At 61.5% G+C, this 976-nt stretch carries 1 protein-coding gene; it reads right to left on the reverse strand.

What is annotated here, in order from left to right; all coding sequences use genetic code 11:
- The coding region (locus NCT04_RS34230; protein ID WP_250470269.1) for an ISNCY family transposase at positions 1 to 976 on the reverse strand (976 nt) is incomplete at both ends.

Here is a 976-nt window from a genome sequence, read left to right on the forward strand (position 1 = left end):
TCGGTTCCTGCTTCCAAAGAAGACAGTTTCCCCACCGAGGCTGCCCGCATTTCGGCACTTCTGAGCATCATCGCGTTCAGGTCGATCTGCTTGAGTTCGCGTTGCTTGCGCGTGTTGTTGGCGCGCATCTTCGGGCGCACCTCTTCGCCCCGATTGGTGCGTGAGGGCGCTGACTTGATAGGGCGATTGTCGCGCTCCATCTGCACCTGCCTCGACAGCGCAAGGACGTGTCCAAGACGCTTGTTGTCGACCTCAGCGCCCTGGTCGACATGGGACAGGCGATCATAACGTCGACAGGGCAACGCCGCGCCATTCGCCCAAATCTCGATGCGCCCGTCCGGGTACTCGTACACATCGAGATAGCGATGGATCAAGGCGCGCGTCGCCGGCGAATCTTCAAGCAGGTACATCACGCGATCGTATTGCACCGTCAGCGAGGCCGAGACGCAACGAGATTCGCGTGCCGTCAGAATCGAATCGAGATCCTCGTCGGCACGCACCGGACGATGCGCGTCAAAGTCGCTCTTCGCGCGCTTGCCGAAACGGTCGTTGAAGTCGGCGATGAAGTGGGGCGCATAAGCATTCGCGGCCTCCCACGCGTCGATCTCGCGCAGCCGCAATTCCTTGACGAGCCGATCCTGCAAGGTCAAGTTGGCACGCTCCACGCGCCCCTTCGCCTGACTGCTGTTGGCGCACAGGGTCTCGACGTTGAGCTCGTACAAGGCCCGGCCAAACTGCGTGACCCCCTTGTCAGCCTTGCGCAAGCCCCGGTTGAGCGAGAACACACTGGCTTTATCGCTATACAGCGCCCAGGGCTTGCCGTGCTGCTCGATGTAGCGGCGCGTTGCCTCGAAATAACTGAAGGTCGATTCGGTGGCCGTGAAGTGCAGGGTCATCAGACGGCTGGTGGCATCGTCGATGAACACCAGCAGCGTGCACGCCGGCGCGCGAGCTTCGAACCAGCGATGATCGCTGC

The organism is Caballeronia sp. GAFFF2, assembly GCF_023631485.1.
In the GTDB taxonomy this organism is placed as follows: Bacteria; Pseudomonadota; Gammaproteobacteria; order Burkholderiales; family Burkholderiaceae; genus Caballeronia.